This is a genomic window from Azospirillum sp. (genome assembly GCF_050789165.1).
The window spans coordinates 119492-138100 of sequence record NZ_JBOZRT010000016.1 but is presented as its reverse complement, the minus strand read 5'-3'; the positions used below and the strand labels follow the sequence as shown (position 1 = coordinate 138100).

Here is an 18609-nt window from a genome sequence, read left to right as displayed (position 1 = left end):
TTTCGTCATCCCCGCGAAAGCGGGGATCCAGAGAACCTTGGGAAATCAACCCCTTGCCAACTCTCCTGGATCCCCGCTTTCGCGGGGATGACGGTTGGGAGAAGCAAAGAACTGCAACGGCACCCTTTTCCCCGGATAGCCGCGGGCGTCAACGGACGGGCCGGCTACCCGCCATCCTTCGGATCGTTCGCCGCGTATCCCACCATGCTCCGGGATCCAAGGGCCTCCGGCCCTTGGCGGAGAGCGCGAGAGGCGGCGCCTCTCGCCACCGTCAGGTCCTCCCGCGGCCCCTCGACCCTCCCCGCCTCGCACACCACCGCCTGCATCGCCCCGAACAGCGTCATCGCCGCCTCCATCGTCAGGGCCCCACCCTGCCGGTTCCGGCGATCCGTTTGAAACGAATAGGTTTTATGGCGTCATCACGATCCGTGATGCACCGGCCGCATCACACGGCCAGCGCCGGCTCGGTCACCATCACGCAGTTGCGGCCGCCCCGCTTGGCGCGGTAGAGCGCGGTGTCGGCGCAGGCGACCATGCTGTCGAGGTCGGGAGTGGACGCGTCGACCTCCGCCACGCCGATGCTGACGCTGATCGACAGCACCGTACCCTGGTGTTCGATCGCCATCGACGCCACGTCGCGGCGCAGGCGTTCCGCCACGGCCGCCGCCTGCTGCCGGTTGGCGCCGGGCAGCAGGGCGCAGAACTCCTCGCCGCCGTAGCGGCCCAGCAGGTCGCCCTCGCGCAGGTGGCCGGCGCAGCGGCGGGCGAAGGCCGCCAGCATGGCGTCGCCGACCGCGTGGCCGAAGGTGTCGTTGACCCGCTTGAAGTGGTCGATGTCCATCAGCAGGATCGAGAAGGCCCCGCCCGAGCGCCGCCAGCGGGCGAACTCCTTCTCCGCCAGATCGACGAAGGCGCCGCGGTTGAACACCCCGGTCAGGCGGTCGTAGGTGGCGGAGCGGCGCAGTTCGTTCTGCAGATGCTCGGTGGACACCACCGCCATGCAGATGCCCACGGTCACCAGCAGCATGTTGGCGTACAGGAACTGCATCGTCTGCGTGGGGCCGGTGTCGAGCACGCGGTGCCCCGTGCCGACGGTCAGCAGGTAGGCCACGCGCACCCCGTTGACCGCGGCGACCAGCCCGTACAGCGCCGCCAGCACGGTGAGGGCGGACACCCAGCCGTCCCGCCGGGCGCGGAACAGCTCGATGCTGGACAGCCCGGCGGTGGCGACGGTGAACAGGCCGTACGCCGCGTAGCGGTTCGAGAAGTCCGGCTCGACCAGCAGGAAATAGAACCACGCGGCGACCAGCGCGGCCAGCCCCAGCGCCCCCGGCCGCCATGGCACGCTCTTGCCGGACAGGCTGCGCGAGCCGAACAGGACGAACAGGTGGGCGGTCCCCAGCAGCGTCACGCCCAGCACGTTCCACGCCTGCACCGGCCCCTCGCCGCGCAACGCCAGCTCGGCCAGACCGGCGGCGTAGAACATGAACGCGGCCGACCAGTAGCGCAGCGCCGACATCGAGCGGTTGATCGACCACGTCATCAGCAGCACCAGCCCGATGACCGCCGCGGTCAGCAGCGAGACGACGATGAGCGTGCGGGTGTCCAGCGGCATGGGTGTCCTGGCGGTCGGCCTCGTCGTGCGCACCGGCGGGCGCCTTGGTACGCGTACCATATGAGAGTATTCTCCGCCCGCGGTTTTGCGACCCGCGGCGGGCATCTTTCCAGGATGCACGGCGGATCCGGATGAAACGCCCGGTGTTCATGGCCGCACCTCCGCCCCCGATGCCGTTGCCGCCCAGCCCGCGCTCTGCTTGAATGGCCCGCATGGCCGCCAACCTCGACACCGACCTTCTGCGCGCCTTCGTCGCCGTGGCCGACGCGCGCAGCTTCACCCGCGCCGCCGATGCGCTGTTCCGCACCCAGGCCGCCGTCAGCCAGCAGGTCAAGCGCCTGGAGGAGGTCGTCGGCAAGCGCGTGTTCGAACGCGACACCAAGGGCGTGCGCCTCACCGGCGACGGCGAGGTGCTGCTGGCCTACGCACGCCGCATGCTCACCCTCAACGACGAGGCGGTGGCGACTCTGCGGCACGGCGCCGCGCCGGCCTCCGTGCGCATCGGCACCCCCGACGACTACGCCACCATGCTGCTGCCCGACGTGCTGGCGCGCTTCGCCGCCGCCCACCCCGGCATCACCGTCGAGGTGGTGTGCGACAACAGCCCCGACCTCGTCGCCGAGATCGAGAAGGGCCGCTACGACCTGGCGCTGGTCACCCGCCGCGCCGACGACCCGGCCGGCGAGCGGGTGCGGGCCGAGCCGGTGCTGTGGGTCGCCCCGCCCGCTTCGGGTCCGAATGGCGGTCCCAATGGAGGGATCGAGGCGCTGGACCCGCTGCCGCTGGCTCTGTTCCCCAAGGGCTGCGTGGTGCGCGACCTCGCGGTGGCGGCGCTGGAGGGCATGGGCCGGGCGTGGCGGGTCGCCTTCACCTCGAAGAGCGTGGTCGCCGTGCACGGCGCGGTGCTCGGCGGGCTGGGGCTAACGGCCATGGAGGCGTGCACCGTCCCGCCGTCGCTGCGCGTGCTGACACTGGCCGACGGTTTTCCGGAGCTGCCGCTGGTGGACATCGCGCTGCACCGCGCCCCCGGCGCCACCTCGGCCCCGGTGCGCACTCTGGCCGACGCCATCCACGACCTGCTGCGCGCCGGCTGAGCGCCGACGCCCCGCTCGCGGCGCTGGACAAGGACGCCGATCCTCGATAGGATTGTTGTCTCTTAGGGTGGACGCGAGCCGGATGGTGAACTGAACACCCCGCGCACAATGTTCCACGGTGTTTCATAGTGTTCCACACGCCGCCACCCCTCCCGGCGGGTTGCCCCGAACGTGGGAAGCGGGGCAGAATGCCGCCGTGATTCAGGGGATATCGGGCATGGCGGCGGTCGGGCGTTTCTCAATCCTGTGGGTGGCGGCGCTGCTGGCGCTCGTCGCCGTCGGGGCCGTCGGGGCCGTCGGGGTGGCCCGCGCGCAGAGCCCGGTCGCCATCGGCGCGCCGCTGGAGGGCCCGGTGGTGCTCAACCGCGACGTCGAGGTGCGCATCGGCCCCAACCAGGACGCCCGCATCATCATGACCATGAAGAGCGGCCGGGCCATCAACGCGCTGGGCACGCCGCGCGGCACCACCTGGACGCAGATCGCCATCGGAGGCCAGCCGGTCGGCTACGTGCCTGCGGACTCGCTCGACCCCGTCTACGTGCCGCGCCCGATGCCGGTCGCCCCGCCGCCCCCCAAGGCCGGGACGGCGGACAAGGGCGGCAAGGCCGCGCCCGACCTGCCGCGGCGCGGCGTCGGCGCGCTGGTGCCGCGCGCGGCGTGGGAGGCGGCGGCGCCCGCCCCGATGGCCGGCTACCTCGTCGCCACCCGCGCGGTGCGCGCCACCGAGGTGCTGGACGCCCGCAAGCGCGTCGGCTTCACCCTCAAGAAGGGGCACGTCGTCGCGCTGTCCGGCATCGAGCAGGGTCGGGCCGAGCTGTCGGTGCCCGGCCGCGGCAAGGTGGTGGCCGACCTGGACGGCTTCCTCGGCGTCGCCTCGCCCTACCCGCTGCCGGGCGAGCCGGCGCTGCCCAGCGGCCCGGTCTACGCGGTGAAGCTGGGCGAGTATCTCAGCTACGCCGAGGGCCTGCGCGCCTGGGGCGAGTTCACCGGCGGCCCCGGCACCCAGTACCGCGAGCGCCCGGCCATGGTCTGGCCGGTGTTCCGCGAGGGGCGGGTGAGCTGGACCATGGCGATCGGCCCGTTCTCCCGCCTGCAGATCGACACGGCGTGCAGCACGCTGGCGCAGCGCGGCCGCGATTGTTCGGTAATTGAGCTGGAAGCATTTTAACTTTTTAACGATTTGCTCCCAAAGTGTGGGGGCATGCGGCTTGGGACCGCGCCGCGTGCCGTGCTAGTGTGCCCTGCAACACGGACCGGAGAGAGCCTCCGACATGACCAGCGCCGACGACGATCTGCTGTTTTTCGACGACCAGGACGCGAAGTCCGATCCCCCGTCGCCGACCACGTCGCCCCGCTGGAAGATGCTGATCGTCGATGACGAGCCGGAGGTCCACTCGATCACCAAGCTCGTCCTGGCCGATTTCTCCTACAAGGGCCGCCCGGCGCAGTTCCTCTCCGCCTACTCCGCGGCCGAGGCGCGTGAGGTGCTGGCGCGCGAGGAGGACATCGCCATCATCCTGCTCGACGTGGTGATGGAGACCGACGACGCCGGCCTCAAGCTGGTCCACCACATCCGCGAGGAGCTGAAGAACCGCCACGTGCGCATCATCCTGCGCACCGGCCAGCCGGGACAGGCGCCGGAGCGGGCGGTGATCCTCGACTACGACATCAACGACTACAAGGCCAAGACGCAACTGACCGCGCAGCAGCTCTTCACCACCACGGTGGCGGCGCTGCGCAGCTACGAAGACATCATGGCGATCGAGACCAACCGGCGCGGCCTGGTCAAGATCATCGAGGCGTCGTCGTCGCTGTTCAAGGCGCGCTCGATGAAGCTGTTCGCCGCCGGCGTGCTGACGCAGCTCTCGGCCATCCTCGGCGTCGGGCCGGACGCCATCCTGTGCGTCCAGCGCGGCCGTGTCTTCGGCCGCACCGAGGATGGGCTGTACGTGCTGGCCGGCTCCGGCCGTTTCGAATCGCTGATCAACGAGCCGGCGACCGAGCACATCGAGCCGGGCGTCCTGGCATCCGTGCTGGACTGCCTGGAGAAGCGGCGGAACTCCTACGAGCCGGACCACTGCACGCTCTACATCCGCACGCCGAACGACCGCGAGAACGTCGTCTACCTGCGCTCCGACCGGCCGCTGTCCGAGCTGGACCGCGACCTGATCGAGCTGTTCTGCGGCAAGATCTCGGTCGGCTTCGACAACCTGTTCCTATACGAGCAGCTGCGCCGGGCGCAGGAGGGCACGCTGGCCCTCCTCGCCAACATCGCCGAGCGCGGCCACGGCGAGCGGGTGGAACCGACCCTGCGCATCGCCGCGGTGGCCGAACGCGTCGCCCGGCGCCTGCACGCGGACGGCCACCACCGCGCCCTGCTGGACGAGCCGTTCCTGGAGACGGTGGGCCTCGCCTGCGTCATGCACGATGTCGGCAACGCCATGGTTGACCCCGAGATCCTCGGCAAGCCCGGCCCGCTGGAAGCCCACGAGCACGAGGCCATGCGCGCCCACACGCTGGCCGGCGGCAAGCTGCTGGAGCGCGCGACGCCGGTCGCGGAGAGCCGCACCTACCTGCACCTGGGCATGGAGATCGCCCGCCACCACCACGAGAACTGGGACGGCACCGGCTACCCGGACCGCCTGAAGGGCGACGTCATCCCGCTGGCGGCGCGCATCGCCGCGGTGGCCGACGCCTACGACGCCATGACCTCCCCCCGCCCGCACCGGCCGGCGCTCGGCCACGAGGCGGCGGTGGCGGAAATCCGGAAGGGCAGCGGCACCCGCTTCGACCCCACCGTGGTCGACGCGTTCCTGGCCGTGGCCGACGAGGTGGCGCGGGTCTAGCTCAGCCCCGGAACAGCTCTTCCACCGCCGCGCGCAGCGCCGGCACCTGCACCGGCTTGTGCAGCAGGCGGTAGCCCGCCGCGGCGGCTTCGGCCTGGCGCTCGGGGGTGGTGTCGCCGGTCAGGATGATGGCCGGCACCGGGCTGCCGACGTGGCCGCGCACCAGCTCGACCGCCTCCGCGCCGGTGCGGTTGCCCGGCAGGAAATGGTCGGCGAGCACCAGCCCGGGTACTCCCGGCATGTCGGCCAGACGGCGCGCCAGATCGTCCACGGTCAGCGCCGTGAACACCTGGAAGTCCCAGGCCTCCAGGACCATCGCCAAGCCTTCGACGATCGACGGGTCGTCATCGACGACCACGATCAGCCGGCCGTGCGCTTCCGATGCGGTCATGCCTTCTTCATCCCACCCGTTACCAGAGCATCGCCCTTCTACGCTGATCGACACAGCCAAAACAGGGCAAATAAAAACCACAGATATGCGGAAAATATCACCGAAATTCTGCAGAAAGGCCGCGTGCGCCGCAACACAACATCGATGCCCACTCTTCCGCTTTATCGGAGCGGCGACAGCGTCTCAACCCGGCAAAACTGCATATGCTGCAAAACAGTGCGACCAATGCGGGCCATGGACGCCGGTAAAGGCCGGCGTCCATGGCCCTGCATCAGGCGCGCAAGCTGCCGCCCGTCGCCTTGGCGACCGCGGCGACGATCTTCTGGCCGATGGCCTCGATGTCCTCCTCGGTCAGCGTGCGGTCGGTGGGCTGCAGGGTGACCGACACCGCCACCGATTTCCGCCCCTCGCCGACGCCGGCGCCCTGGTAGACGTCGAACACGCCGACGTCCTTGATCAACGCCTTGTCGGCGCCCTTGGCGGCGCGGACGATCTTGTCGGCCTCGACGCCGGCGTCCACCACGAAGGCGAAATCGCGCTCGACCGGCTGGAACGGCGAGAGCTGGAGCAGCGGCTTGGCCGTCCCGCCCTTCTTCTTGGGCTGCGGCACGGCGTCGAGGAAGACCTCGAAGCCGACCGCCGGGCCCTTCACCTTCAGCGTGTCGAGCACCGACGGGTGCAGTTCGCCGAAGCGCGCCAGCACCGTGGGGCCGAGGCGCAGAACGCCCGAGCGGCCGGGGTGGTACCAGCCCGGGGCGTCGGTGGTGACCTGCAGGTTGGCGGTCGGCGCCCCGGCGGCCTCCAGCACCGCCAGCGCGTCGGCCTTGGCGTCGTAGGCGTCCACCGGCCGGGCTTTCTCCGCCCAGTGGCGCGGCACCGCGCTGCCGGCGCGCACGCCGGCCGCCACGAGGTCCTGCCCCTTCGGCGTCGGGTCGCGGTAGGCCGGACCGACCTCGAACAGGCCGACATCCGGGAAGCCGCGGTCGGCGTTGCGCCCCGCCGCCTGGATCAGGTTCGGCAGGATCGACGGCCGCATGACGTCCAGATCGGCGCTGATCGGGTTGACCAGCCGCAGCCCCGGATCGAGGTCACCGAACAGCCCGGCCACTTCGGACGGCATGAACGACCACGTCACCGCCTCGAACAGGCCGCGCGCCGCCAGGGTGCGCTTGGCGGTGACGGCGCGGCGCTGGCCGGCGGTGAGCGCCGGCTTGGCCACGGTGCTGTCGCGCTCCATCGGGGTCGCCGGGATGGCGTCGTAGCCGTGGACGCGCAGCACCTCCTCGACGAGGTCCGCCTCGCCCTGCACGTCGGCGCGCCAGGACGGCACCTCGACGGTGGTGCGGTCGTCCTGCTTTTCGACCGTGCGGAAGCCCAGCGCCTCCAGGATGCGGTGCTGCTCGGCGACCGGCACGTCGACGCCGCCGAGGCCGAGGACGCGGCCGTGGCGCAGGGTCAGCGTGCGGCGCCACTCCGGCTCCTGCCCGGCGACCACCAGTTCCGAGGGCTCGCCGCCGCACAGATCCAGGATCAGGCGGGTGGCGCGCTCGGCGCCCGGCAGCACGGCGGCCGGATCGACGCCGCGCTCGAAGCGATAGCGGGCGTCGCTGTCGATGCCCAGGCGGCGGCCGGTGTGCGCGGTGCGGGTCGGGTCGAACAGCGCGGCTTCCAGGAAGACGTTGACCGTCGTCTCGGTGCAGCCGGTCTCCTCGCCGCCGACGATGCCGGCCAGCGCCTCGGCCTTCTCATGGTCGGCGACAACGGTCATCTCTCCGTCCAGCTCGTACGCCTTGCCGTTCAGCGCCTGGAGCGTCTCGCCGGGACGGCCCATGCGCACGACGATGCCGCCGTGCACCTTGTCGGCGTCGAAGACGTGCAGCGGGCGGGCGAGGTCGAAGGTCAGGTAGTTGGTGATGTCCACCAGCGCCGAGATCGGCCGCAGCCCGATGGCCAGCAGCTTGTCCTGCAGCCACTTCGGCGACGGGCCGTTCTTCACGCCGCGGATATAGCGGCCGACGAACATCGGGCAGGCGTCGGTGCGCTCGATCCGGACGTCGAATGGGCTCTTGAAGGCGCCCTTCACCGGCTCGGCGGCGAGCGGCTTCAGCGTGCCCAGGCCGGCGGCGGCGAGGTCGCGGGCGATGCCGCGCACGCCGGCGCAGTCGGCGCGGTCGGGCGTCAGGCTAATGTCGATGACCGGGTCGTTGAGGCCGGCGTACTCGGCGAAGGAGGCGCCGACGGGCGCGTCCTCCGGCAGCTCGATGATGCCGTTGTGCTCGTCGGAGAGCTTCAGCTCGCGCTCCGAGCACATCATGCCCTGGGACTCGACGCCGCGGATCACGCCTTTCTTCAGCGTGATGTCGGAGCCGGGGATGTAGGTGCCCTCGGTGGCGAACACGCCCTTCAGGCCGGCACGCGCGTTGGGGGCGCCGCAGACGACCTGCACCTTCGCGGAGCCGGTATCGACGACCAGCACGCGCAGCTTGTCGGCGTCCGGGTGCTTCTCGGCGGAGACCACGTGGGCGATGCGGAAGGCCGCCAGCTCCTTGGAGCGGTCATGCACGCTCTCGACCTCGAGGCCGAGGCTGGTCAGCGTCTCGACGATGCGCTCCAGCGAAGCGTCGGTGTCGAGGTGGTCCTTCAGCCAGGACAGGGTGAACTTCATGGGTCCGGCTCCTGGATCAGCGGGTCAGGCCAGAGGCGAGCGACGGCACGTCGAGCGGCACGAAGCCGTAGTGCTTCAGCCAGCGCAGGTCGGCCTCGAAGAAGGTGCGCAGGTCGGGGATGCCGTACTTCAGCATGGCGATGCGCTCGATGCCCATGCCGAAGGCGAAGCCCTGGTAGCGCGTGGAATCGACGCCGCAGGCCTCCAGCACGTTCGGGTGCACCATGCCGCAGCCGAGGATCTCCAGCCAGTCGCCGAAGTTGCCGAGCTTCAGCTCGCCGCCCTTGCGCGAGCAGCCGATGTCCACCTCCGCCGACGGCTCGGTGAAGGGGAAGAAGCTCGGGCGGAAGCGCAGCGGCAGGTCGTCCACGTCGAAGAAGGCGCGGCAGAAATCGACCAGGCAGCCCTTCAGGTGCCCCATGTTGGTCGTCTCGTCGATGACCAGCCCCTCCACCTGGTGGAACATGGGCGTGTGGGTCATGTCGTAGTCGGACCGGAAGGTGCGGCCGGGGATGATGACGCGGATCGGCGGCTTCTTGCCGAGCATCGTGCGCACCTGCACCGGCGAGGTGTGCGTGCGCAGCAGCATCTTCTTGTCGCCTGCATCCGGCAGGTAGAAGGTGTCGTGCATGTCGCGCGCCGGATGGCCGGGCGGGAAGTTCAGCGCCGTGAAATTGTGGAAGTCGTCCTCGACGTCCGGCCCCTCGGCGACCGTGAAGCCCATCTCGGCGAAGATGGCAACGATTTCATCGATCGTCTGGCTGATCGGGTGGATGCGGCCCTCGACCTCCGGGCGCACCGGCAGCGTCACGTCGATCCGCTCGGCCTCCAGCTTGGCCTTCAGGTGCGCGGTGTTGAGGTCGGCCTTGCGCGCGTCGATGGCGGCGGCGATCTCGTCCTTCAGCAGGTTCAGCGCCGCGCCGCGCTCGCGCCGCTCGTCCGGCGACAGGCCGCCCAGCTCCTTCATCAGGCCGGTGATGCGGCCCTTCTTGCCCAGCGCCGCGACCCGCACCTCTTCCAGCGCGGCGAGGTCGGGCGCGTCGGTGACCAGCTGCAGCAGTTCGTTCTTCAGCGCGTCCGGCATGAGTAACCCCGAGAGAAGAAAAAAGGGGAGCCGGCCCGTAGGCGCGGCTCCCCTTGTCTGTGAGGCGCGGTGATCCGCTGAAGGCGGATCAGGCGGCCTTGGCGGAGAGAGCGGCCTGGGCCTGGTCGACCAGGGCCTTAAACGCCTCCGGCTCGCGCGCGGCGAGGTCGGACATGACCTTGCGGTCCATCTCGATGCCGGCGAGCTTGATGCCGTTGATGAAGCGCGAGTAGGTCAGGCCGTACTGGCGGACGCCGGCGTTGATGCGCTGGATCCACAGGCCGCGGAAATCGCGCTTCTTGTTGCGGCGGTCGCGGTAGGCGTAGCGGAGCGCCTTCTCGACCTTCTCGATCGCGATGCGGAAATTGGTGGAGTTGCGACCCCGGTAGCCCTTGGCGAGCTTCAGGATCTTGCGGTGACGGGCGTGGGTGGTGACGCCGCGCTTAACACGAGCCATAGGTCAGGTCCTTCCGATCAGGCGTTGCGCAGCCAGTTCTTGATCACCGTGCGGCCGTTGGCCTCGCACAGCGTCATCATGCCGCGCGCCTTGCGCTTCATCTTCGGGCCCTTGGCCGTCAGGCAGTGGCGCTTGTAAGCCGCCTGCGCGCGCACCTTGCCGGAGGCGGTCAGCTTGAAGCGCTTCTTGGCGCCGCTCTTGGTCTTCAGCTTGGGCATTTTCGATCCTTGGTTTAAGGGTTCGAATGATGGCGGTTGGGCATGCCCCGGGCGCACAGCCCGGCCTCGCCGCCATGTGGAGCGCGCGTTATACGCGGGCGACCCCGTCAAAGCAAGGGGGAGCGGTGGCGGGAAATGGCCGTCATGCGCATATTTCCTGCACGAGGAGCGAGTGGCGCCTTGAGCCGCAGACAAGCGCCCCCACCCCTACCGCACATCCTTGAAGCGCTCCGTCGCCTGCACCAGAGCCGCGCGGATACCCGGCTCCATGGCGGAATGCCCGGCGTCGGCGACGATGCGGTAGTCGGCCTCGGGCCACGCGCGGTGCAGTTCATCGGCCGAGCTGATCGGGCAGACGATGTCGTAGCGGCCCTGCACGATCACCGCCGGCAGATGGCGGATGCGCGGCAGGTCGCGCAGCAGCCGGTCCTCCGGCGTGAAGCGGTTGGCGCGGAAATAGTGCGCCTCGATGCGGGCGAGGCCCAGCGCGTGGTTGTCCTCGCCGCTGGCCGCGATCAGCTCCGGCGACGGCAGCAGCGAGGAGCAGGCCCCCTCGTAGATGCTCCAGGCCCGCGCCGCGGCCATGCGCACCGCCGGCTCGCGGGCGTCCAGGCGGCGCCAGTAGGCCTCCAGCAGATCATCGCGCTCCGCCGGGGGGATGTGGTTGATGAAGGACTGCCACGCCTCGGGGAAGATCACCTTCATCTGGTAGAGGAACCAGTCGATCTCCTGCTTGCGCATCAGGAAGATGCCGCGCAGCATCAGGCCCAGGCAGCGCTCCGGATGCGCCTGCGCGTACGCCAGCGCCAGCGTCGAGCCCCAGGAGCCGCCGAACAGGTGCCAGCGCTCGACCCCCAGATGGCGGCGCAGCCTCTCAAGGTCCTCGATCAGCAGGTCGGTGTCGTTGCGCCGCACCTCGCCCAGCGGAGTCGAGCGGCCGGCGCCGCGCTGGTCCATGATGACGATGCGATAGTGCTGCGGGTCGAAGAAGCGCCGGTGCGTCGGTGACGCCCCCGCGCCCGGCCCGCCGTGCAGGAACACCACCGGCACACCGCGCGGGTTGCCGCACTGCTCCCAATAGACGGTGTGGATGTCGTCCACCGCCATGCGGCCGGTGGCGTAGGGATCGATGGGCGGGAAAAGCTCGCTGCGCGGCATGAACGGGTCCTGTGATCGGGCCAGGGAGTGTAGGGCGTGCACACCCGCCCCGCCAAGACGTTTGGGCGGGGTGCGCCGTTCGCACACAGAGGTCTCTTGCCCCGACGAACGTCCGGGGCGAAGAATGCGCGCATGACCTCGCGCATTCTTCCCCTCCTGCTCGCCCTCCTGCTCGCCGGCACGGCGCAGGCGGCGCCACGCCCGCTGCAGCCGCTGATCGACGCCACCCCGCCCGGCGGCACCCTGGTGCTGGAGCCCGGCACCTACGCCGGCCCGGCGGTGATCGCCCGCCCGATGACGCTGGACGGCAGCGGCCGCGCGACGCTGGACGGCGGCGGCAGCGGAACGATCCTGAGCCTGGAGGGCACCGGCGTCACCGTGCAGAACCTGCGCGTCGTCAACTCCGGCCGGCAGCAGGACCTGCTGGACTCCGGAATCCTGGTGCGCGGGCGCTACCACATCATCAAGGACAACGTCTTCGAGGACTGCCTGTTCGGGGTGAACCTGCAGCAGGCCGACCACTCCGTGGTCCGCCGCAACCGCTTCGACGCCCGCGACGACGACCCGGCGGAGCGCGGCGACGCCATCCGGCTGTGGTACAGCATGGACAACGTCGTGCAGGACAACGTCGCGGTCGGCACGCGCGACCTGTCGGTCTGGTACTCCAACAACAACCGCATCGTCGGCAACCGGTCGACCGGCGGGCGTTACGGTCTGCGCTTCATGCACGCCAAGCACAACGTGGCGGAGCGCAACGTGCTGGAGCGCAACATGGTCGGCATCTTCGCCATCCACAGCGAGGGCATCCAGATCCGCGGCAACCGCATCGCGCGCAGCGGCGGGGCGCCCGGGGGCGGAATCGGGGGAATCGGCATCGGGCTGAAGGAGTCGGACTCCATCACCGTGGCCGGCAACGAGGTGCTCGCCAACGCCACCGGCCTGTACATCGACGTCTCCCCCAACGACCCGGAAGCGCCCAACACCATCGAAGGCAACCGCGTCGCCTACAACGGCATCGCCGTGCGCTTCCACAGCGACGGCGAGGGCAACCGCATCCGCGGCAACGACTTCCTCGGCAACTTCGGCGCGGTGGCGGTGGAGGGCGGCGGCTCCGCCCTGCGGCACGAGTGGGCCGGCAACCATTGGGATACCTACGAGGGCTTCGACCGCGACGGCAACGGCGTCGGCGACAGCCCGTTCGAGGTCTACGCCCACGCCGACCGGCTGTGGATGGACCTGCCGGTGACGCAGTTCTTCCGCGCCTCGCCGATGCTGGAGATGCTGGACTTCATGGAGCGGCTGGCGCCCTTCGGGAGCCCGCGCCTGCTGATGCGCGAGACCGCCCCCGCGGTGCGCCCGGTGGCCGGCGCCTCCTGACGCTACTTCGCCTTCCGCCCGGCCATGTGCTGGAGATAGGCGACGAGTCGGTCGAGGTCGGCGTCGCTCAGCGCCGCTTCGGCGAAGGCGGGCATGCGCTGCTCCGGCCAGCTGCGCACCGAGGCCGGGTCGCGGATCAGTTTCGTCAGCGCCTCGGGCTTCAGGTACTCGGTCGGGTTCATCGGCCGGTTGAGGTCCGGCCCGACGTTGGCCCCGCCCCCGCCGTTCAGCGTGTGGCACGGCAGGCAGTTGGTCAGGAACAGCGCCTGACCGACGCGCGCCGGATCGTCGGCCGGCAGCGTCTCCGCCACGCCCAGCGCCGGCCAGCGCGCCAGCGGCGAATCGGCGCTGAGCAGGCGGGCAACCTGATAGGGCCACTGCTCGGACGAGATGCCGGACGCCTCGGGCTTCAGCCACACCACGTAGAACGGCCCCGCCGACACGCCCTTGCCCGGCAGCGGCGGCCAGGGCGCGTCCGGCGGCTCAACGGCGAGGTAGGGCTCGGCGCCGGCGGTCTGCGCCAGCAGCGCGCCCGGCAGGTGGGCGACGAAGCCGTCGGACGCCACCGCCTCCAGCACCCCGTCGCGCGGCAGCGCGTCCGCCGCCACCAGCGCCCGCAGCGGCACCGCCCGGTAGGTCATGGCGCGGCCATAGGAGGCGTCCTTCGGCACGGCGATGGTCACCGCGTCCGGGCGCGCGAGCAGGGCGGAGGGGGTGTACACGCGCTCAGGCCCGCCGACGGCCACGGTCAGCGCCGGCTCCGCCGACGCGGGAAGTGCCAGGAGAGTCAGCAGGACGGCCAGCACGCGTGCGATCATTCGGTGTCCTCCTCGATTGGTTGGTCGTCCTGCCCCCTCCCCATCCCTCCCCCGCGTTGCGGTGGAGGGGGCGGAGCGGCGGAGTTCCCTCCACCTCGCAGAGGGGGAGGGTTAGGGAGGGGGCCAGCGGCCTCCACCACCTCCACCTGCTCCGGGTGCGTCGCCTCGATCATCGGCCCGTTGCGCTGCGAGACCCATCCTCGCACACGAACGATCGCCCCTTCCAGCGCCAGCGGGTCCAGCCCGACCCGCGCGAACAGCTTCAGCGCGTCGCGCCCGACGTGCACCGAGACGTCGCTGCGCCAGTCCTCGCCGAAGTTCAGGTAGACCTGCCCCTTCACCTTGCTGGCCTTCACAACCCGCCCCTCGACCAACTGCACGCTGTCACGGTCGCGCCGCAGCCGGTCGAGGTCGTCGGCGCTCCGCACCGCGTAGACCCGCGTGCTCCAGACGCCGCGCTTCGCCGCGCGCGCCTCCGCCTCCAAGACCAGCATCTCGGGCGCGAGATCGCGGGCGTCCGGCCGGGTCAGCACGCGGGCGTGGCCGCGCTTCAGCAGTTCGCCCTGAAGCCACAGCCCGTCCTCACGCACCGCGTGGACCAGAAGCCGGCCGTAGCGGTCCTCCACCCCGGCGCCGCGCAGCTCGACCGTGCGCCCCTGCGCGAGATCCTTGAGCGCCCGCGTCGCCGCTTCTGCCAGCGGCCAGCGCCGCTCCTGCTCGCGGCCCGGCGGCGGCTTGGCGGCCTCGATGCCGGCAAGCCGCACGCGCCGGCCGTCGTCGAGGTCGAATGTGTCGCCGTCCAGCACCGCCGCCACACGCCCGCGCCCGGCCGACGCCAAGCGGTCGGCCGGCGCGGCGGCCGCCAGCAGCAGCGCGGAGAGCACCACGAGAAGACGGACAAGCATGGGCGGAACAATCCGCGGCGCAGCGCGGTTCACCGTCGTTGGAATCACCCATCAGGGTATGCCCGCCATGCCGTTCCGCCGCAACCGGATCGTGAGTTTCCTGACCGCCGTCTCGCTCCTCGCGTGGAGCGGCTCCGCCCCCGCCCAATCGCAGGAGGAGGCGCTGGGCGCGCAGGAGCACCCAAAGCTGGTCCAGCAGTACGGGGGCGAGTACCGCGACCCCAAGCTCAACGCCTTCGTCCAGTCCATCGGCCGCCGTCTGGCGCAGGCGGCGGGAACGAACGTGCCCTGGTCGTTCACTGTGCTGGACAGCGACGTGGTCAACGCCTTCGCGCTGCCCGGCGGCTACGTTCACCTGACGCGCGGCCTGATGGCGCTCGCCAAGGACGAGGCGGAGGTCGCCGGCGTCATGGCGCACGAGATGGGCCACGTGCTGGAACACCACTCCAGCGAACGCGTGAACCGCTCGACTCTGGCCGGGCTGCTGGCGATGGGGGTGGGCGCGGTGCTCGGCAGCCCCGAGATCGCGCAGGTGCTGGGCATGGGCTCCAACCTCTACATCGCCAGCTACTCACGCCGGCAGGAAACCGAGGCCGACGAGGTCGGCGTGCGCCTCCTTCAGGCCGCCGGCTATGATCCCATGGCAATGGCGACCTTCCTGGAGACCATGAACCGCTACAGCCAGTACGAGGCGCTGAAGAGCGGCAAGAAGAAGAGCGAAGGCTTCGACATGATGGCCAGCCACCCGCAGACCGAGGACCGCGTGCAGCACGCCGCGGACTTGGCGCGCAAGGTGCCGCGCGGTGACCGACCGGTCCAGCCCTACATGGCCGCCATGGAGAACACCATCTGGGGCGACAGCCCGGAGAACGGCTTCGTCCGCGGCAACGCCTTCGTGCACCCCGCCCTCGGCATCGGCTTCACCGTGCCGCAGGGCTACAGCCTGCTGAACGGCGCCGAGCAGGTGGCGGCCAAGGGGCCCAACGGCGCCATCATGCTGTTCGACGGCGGCCGCTCGCCCGCGGCGCGCGACCCCGTATCGTTCCTGGCGCAGGCGCTCCAGGGCGGCCGGGCGCAGGCGGTGCAGCGGCTGGACATCAACGGCCTGCCCGCCGCCACCGCGGTCACCCAGGCGGAGACCGAGCAGGGGCAGGTGGACGCCCGGCTGGTGGTGGTCTCGGTCGGCAACGACACGCTCTACAAATTCACCTTCGTCGCCCCGTCCGGCAGCCTGCAACGCCATGACGCGTCGTTCGAGCAGACGGCGCGGAGCTTCCACCGCCTCTCCCAGCGCGAGGCGGCGGGCTACCGGCCGGAACGCATCCGCACCCAGCCGGTGCGCCCCGGCGACACGGTGGAGGGCTTCGTCGCCCGGATGCAGGGGCAACCCTACGCCGAGGAGCTGTTCCGCATCATCAACGACCTCCCACCCGGCACCCCGGTGCAGGCCCGGCCGGTGGTCAAGGTGATCGTGCAGTAGGCGTCGCAACGCCGGCGTGACATTCCGACAAAGCCGGCCATCCGCCATTGCCCCGACGGGATTGCGCGGATACCTTGCCGGCCATGGCCGACTCCGCCGATTCCTCCGTCACCAGCGCGCGCCCGCGCCGCCGGCTGCACCTGCCCATTGCGGCGGTGCTGGTGGCCGGCTTCGGATCGCTGATGCTGGCGGCGGTGGCGAGCGTGCTGGTGCTCGGGCTGGTCAGCGCCGGGCGCAACACCTTCGCGCTGCTCAGCGACAAGGCCGATCTGGCGCTGGCCGGCGTCGAGCTGCGGGTGCGCCATCAGCTCGACCCCGCCGCCGCCATGGCGAAGTTCGTCGCCCGCCTGATCGAGCGCGGCGAGCTGGATCCCGCCGACACCGGCCGGCTGGCGGACACGCTGCGCGGCGCGCTGGCCGGGGCGCCGGACGTCACCGGCGCCGCCTTCATCGCCGCCGACCTGACCGGCGTGCGCGCCGGCCGGCAGGACGGCGCGCTGACCGTGCACGAGCTGAACCTGCGCGGCGCCCCCGACGTGCCGGCGGAGGTGTTCAACGGCGCCGACCGCAGCACCCCGCAATGGGCCGAGCCGCTGTGGAGCAAGGAGGCCCGCACCAGCTTCATCAGCCTGTTCCACCCCGTGCGCAAGGACGGCCGCTACATCGGGCAGGTGGCCGTGGGGGTGTCGCTGGGCGACCTGTCGCGTTTCCTGTCGAACCTCTACGTCGAGCAGGGCGTCAACGCCTTCGTCCTGTACGATGACGAGCACGTGCTGGCGCACCCGTCGCTGGCGGTGCTGAAGTTCGACTTTTCCGCCAAGACCGACGGGCCGCCGCTGCCGCGCCTGGACCAGTTGCAGGATCCGGCGCTGTCGGCGCTGCGCACCCGCGGCCAGCCGGCCGGCGCCATGAAGAACCGCGCCGAAGGCCGGATGGTCCGCGTCGGCGGCGAGGACATGCTGTTCCTCACCCGCGCGATGACCGGATACGGCCGCCAGGAATGGACGGTCGGCATCGCCGTGCCGGCCGCGCAGATGAATGGCGAGGTGGAGCGGCTCTACAAGACCGGCATCATCGGGCTGGGCATCCTGCTGGTGTCGGTGGCCGTGGCGCTGCTGGTCGGCCGGCGCATCAGCCGGCAGGTCGGCCGGCTGGCCGAGGCCGCCGACCGGGTGCGCGCCTTCGACTTCCGCAACGTGCGGGACCTGCCGGACTCGCACCTCCAGGAGCTGAGCCGCGCCGCGAACGCCTTCAACGCCATGGTCGCCGGGCTGCAATGGTTCGAGACCTACGTGCCGAAGGCGCTGGTGCTGCGGCTGATGCACCGGCGCGACACCACGGCGGCCGGGTTGAGCTCGGAGGAGCGGGTGGTGACGGTGCTGTTCACCGACATCCGCGGCTTCTCCCGCCTGGCCGAGCATCTGGGCGCGGCGGACACCGCGGCGCTGCTCAACGACCACTTCACCCAGGTCGCCGCCTGCATCGAGGCGGAGGACGGCACGGTGGACAAGTTCATCGGCGATTCCATCATGGCGTTCTGGGGCGCCCCGGACGAACAGGCCGACCACGCCGCCCGCGCGCTGCGCGCCGCGCACGCCATCGCCCGCGCCATCCACGCCGACAACCGGGAGCGCGCGGCACGCGGCCAGCCGCCGATCCGCGTCAGCATCGGCCTGCACTCGGGCCCGGTGGTGGTGGGCAACATCGGCTCGGCCAGCCGCATCAACTACACCATCGTCGGCGACACGGTAAACGTCACCGCCCGCGTCGAGGAGCTGGCGTCGCGCGTGCAGGGTGAGGACGAGATCAGCGTGCTGGCCAGCGCCGCCACCGTCGGCGCCGGCGCCGGCGCGGCGCCGTTGGTGAGTCTCGGCCCGCACCGCCTGCGCGGCCGGGCCGGAACCATGGAGGTCTGGCGCCTGACGCTGCCGGCCGAGGAGCCCGCGCTGGGGTAGCCTGTGATGGGTATGGGCGGACTCCGGCGCGCCCCTACCCTCTCTGGCCGTGAGACGCCGAACCCGGAGCCCGTCGATGCGCCGCCTGCTTCCCCTTGCCGCCCTGCTTCTGCTGGGCGCCTGTGCCAGCCGCTACGAGGTGATGAGCCCGCAGCCGGTCACCAATCTGTCGCCGCTGGAACTGCAGGGGCGCGAGGTGCTGTCCTCCACCGGCCGCGAGGTCGGGCAGGTCGATGACGTGGTGCAGGGAACGGACGGAAGGCCGGCGCAGATCATCGTCGGCGTCGGCGCGCCGATGACCATGGTGCGCCGGCACGTGGCGGTGGGCGTGGACGAAGGGCGCTTCTCGGCGCCGCAGAACGCCATCGTGCTCAACGGCGACCTGACGCCGGAGCAGGTCGCCAGCCGTCCGGACCTCGGCACGGAGGACAGGATGGTGGCGCTGAGCCGTCCCGTGGTGGGGTCGGGGCACGAGCCGACGAACTGGTATCGGGCGACGGAGCCGGCGCCCAGATGACCTCCACCCTTGCCCTCCCCCGCTGGGCG

The 18609-nt window shown here is 70.9% G+C and carries 16 protein-coding genes; 7 read left to right on the top strand and 9 right to left on the bottom strand.

What is annotated here, in order from left to right; translation table 11 throughout:
- Nucleotides 1-445: 445 nt before the first annotated feature.
- On the bottom strand, nt 446-1615 hold the full coding sequence (locus tag ACRWK7_RS03050; RefSeq protein ID WP_431854699.1) for a GGDEF domain-containing protein: 1170 nt from the start codon (nt 1613-1615) through the stop codon (nt 446-448).
- Between the two features lie 212 nt (nt 1616-1827).
- On the opposite strand from ACRWK7_RS03050, the gene ACRWK7_RS03045 reads away from it, so the two are divergent.
- From ACRWK7_RS03045 to ACRWK7_RS03035, 3 genes are all read left to right on the top strand, one after another.
- Nucleotides 1828-2709, top strand: coding sequence for a LysR substrate-binding domain-containing protein (locus ACRWK7_RS03045; RefSeq protein ID WP_431854698.1), 882 nt, complete (start codon nt 1828-1830; stop codon nt 2707-2709).
- Nucleotides 2710-2926: 217 nt separating this feature from the next.
- Nucleotides 2927-3877, top strand: a complete 951-nt coding sequence (locus tag ACRWK7_RS03040; protein ID WP_431854697.1) for an SH3 domain-containing protein — start codon at nt 2927-2929, stop codon at nt 3875-3877.
- Nucleotides 3878-3980: 103 nt separating this feature from the next.
- Nucleotides 3981-5555, top strand: coding sequence for a DUF3369 domain-containing protein (locus ACRWK7_RS03035; protein ID WP_431854696.1), 1575 nt, complete (start codon nt 3981-3983; stop codon nt 5553-5555).
- Nucleotide 5556: 1 nt separating this feature from the next.
- Here the strand turns inward: ACRWK7_RS03035 and ACRWK7_RS03030 are convergent, their stop codons facing one another.
- The 6 genes from ACRWK7_RS03030 to pip all read right to left on the bottom strand — a co-directional run bounded on the left by ACRWK7_RS03030 (nt 5557) and on the right by pip (nt 11528).
- Entirely contained in the window at nt 5557-5946 is a 390-nt protein-coding gene (locus ACRWK7_RS03030; protein ID WP_431854695.1) for a response regulator, read from the bottom strand.
- A 271-nt stretch (nt 5947-6217) separates the two neighbouring features.
- On the bottom strand, nt 6218-8611 hold the full coding sequence (pheT, locus tag ACRWK7_RS03025; RefSeq protein WP_431854694.1) for a phenylalanine--tRNA ligase subunit beta: 2394 nt from the start codon (nt 8609-8611) through the stop codon (nt 6218-6220).
- Nucleotides 8612-8627: 16 nt separating this feature from the next.
- Nucleotides 8628-9695: a phenylalanine--tRNA ligase subunit alpha gene (gene pheS, locus ACRWK7_RS03020; protein ID WP_431854693.1), complete on the bottom strand. Its 1068-nt coding sequence runs from the start codon at nt 9693-9695 to the stop codon at nt 8628-8630.
- 88 nt (nt 9696-9783) lie between these two features.
- Nucleotides 9784-10152, bottom strand: coding sequence for a 50S ribosomal protein L20 (gene rplT, locus ACRWK7_RS03015; RefSeq protein WP_431854692.1), 369 nt, complete (start codon nt 10150-10152; stop codon nt 9784-9786).
- A gap of 17 nt (nt 10153-10169) precedes the next feature.
- Complete coding sequence (rpmI, locus tag ACRWK7_RS03010; protein ID WP_431854691.1) at nt 10170-10370, bottom strand: 50S ribosomal protein L35; 201 nt, start codon at nt 10368-10370, stop codon at nt 10170-10172.
- Between the two features lie 207 nt (nt 10371-10577).
- Nucleotides 10578-11528: a prolyl aminopeptidase gene (gene pip / locus ACRWK7_RS03005; protein WP_431854690.1), complete on the bottom strand. Its 951-nt coding sequence runs from the start codon at nt 11526-11528 to the stop codon at nt 10578-10580.
- A 132-nt stretch (nt 11529-11660) separates the two neighbouring features.
- Between pip and nosD the strand changes: the two genes are divergently transcribed.
- Nucleotides 11661-12905, top strand: a complete 1245-nt coding sequence (gene nosD, locus ACRWK7_RS03000; RefSeq protein ID WP_431854688.1) for a nitrous oxide reductase family maturation protein NosD — start codon at nt 11661-11663, stop codon at nt 12903-12905.
- Nucleotides 12906-12907: 2 nt separating this feature from the next.
- Here the strand turns inward: nosD and ACRWK7_RS02995 are convergent, their stop codons facing one another.
- Nucleotides 12908-13723: a c-type cytochrome gene (locus ACRWK7_RS02995; protein WP_431854687.1), complete on the bottom strand. Its 816-nt coding sequence runs from the start codon at nt 13721-13723 to the stop codon at nt 12908-12910.
- Nucleotides 13720-14628 carry a thermonuclease family protein gene (locus ACRWK7_RS02990; protein ID WP_431854686.1) on the bottom strand — a complete coding sequence of 303 codons (909 nt, stop codon included), beginning with the start codon at nt 14626-14628 and terminating at the stop codon, nt 13720-13722. Before ACRWK7_RS02990 ends, ACRWK7_RS02995 begins: the two co-directional genes overlap by 4 nt.
- On the opposite strand from ACRWK7_RS02990, the gene ACRWK7_RS02985 reads away from it, so the two are divergent.
- From ACRWK7_RS02985 to ACRWK7_RS02975, 3 genes are all read left to right on the top strand, one after another.
- A complete protein-coding gene (locus tag ACRWK7_RS02985) occupies nt 14627-16108 on the top strand; it encodes a M48 family metalloprotease (RefSeq protein ID WP_431854685.1) in 1482 nt (493 codons plus the stop codon). The two genes, ACRWK7_RS02990 and ACRWK7_RS02985, sit on opposite strands and share 2 nt — an antisense overlap.
- Before the next feature lie 83 nt (nt 16109-16191).
- On the top strand, nt 16192-18063 hold the full coding sequence (locus tag ACRWK7_RS02980) for an adenylate/guanylate cyclase domain-containing protein (protein WP_431854684.1): 1872 nt from the start codon (nt 16192-16194) through the stop codon (nt 18061-18063).
- 76 nt (nt 18064-18139) lie between these two features.
- Complete coding sequence (locus ACRWK7_RS02975; protein ID WP_431854683.1) at nt 18140-18580, top strand: PRC-barrel domain-containing protein; 441 nt, start codon at nt 18140-18142, stop codon at nt 18578-18580.
- Nucleotides 18581-18609: the final 29 nt, after the last annotated feature.